Source organism: Microseira wollei NIES-4236 (genome assembly GCF_020521235.1).
Lineage (GTDB): Bacteria > Cyanobacteriota > Cyanobacteriia > Cyanobacteriales > Aerosakkonemataceae > Microseira > Microseira wollei.
Genome location: NZ_BLAY01000606.1, coordinates 1 through 348 on the forward strand (window position 1 = coordinate 1; position 348 = coordinate 348).

At 43.7% G+C, this 348-nt stretch carries 1 protein-coding gene; it reads right to left on the reverse strand.

The genetic code is table 11. The features are described 5' to 3' along the window. Window positions 1–338: hypothetical protein (locus MiSe_RS49995; RefSeq protein WP_226595066.1), on the reverse strand; the 338-nt coding region annotated here is incomplete at its 3' end. Window positions 339–348: the final 10 nt, after the last annotated feature.

The window sequence follows — 348 nt, forward strand, 5'->3', positions numbered from 1 at the left end:
TGATGGCTCCAGAATATTTCTGATGCCGTGTCCCGACAAGATTGCGGATCGTTTTTCATAAATTCGGGTAGGGACACGGCGATCGTACAATTTTCACTTGGACTGAATATTTCTGATGCCGTGTCCCGACAACATTGCCGATCGTTTTTCATAAATTCGGGTAGGGACACGGCGATCATCAAATTTTCATTTTTCAAGAATATTTCCGATGCCGTGTCCCGACAAGATTGCGGATCGTTTTTCATAAATTCGGGTAGGGACACGGCGATCGTACAATTTTCACTTGGACAAAATATTTCTGATGCCGTGTCCCTACAAGATTGCGGATCGTTTTTCATAAATTCGGGT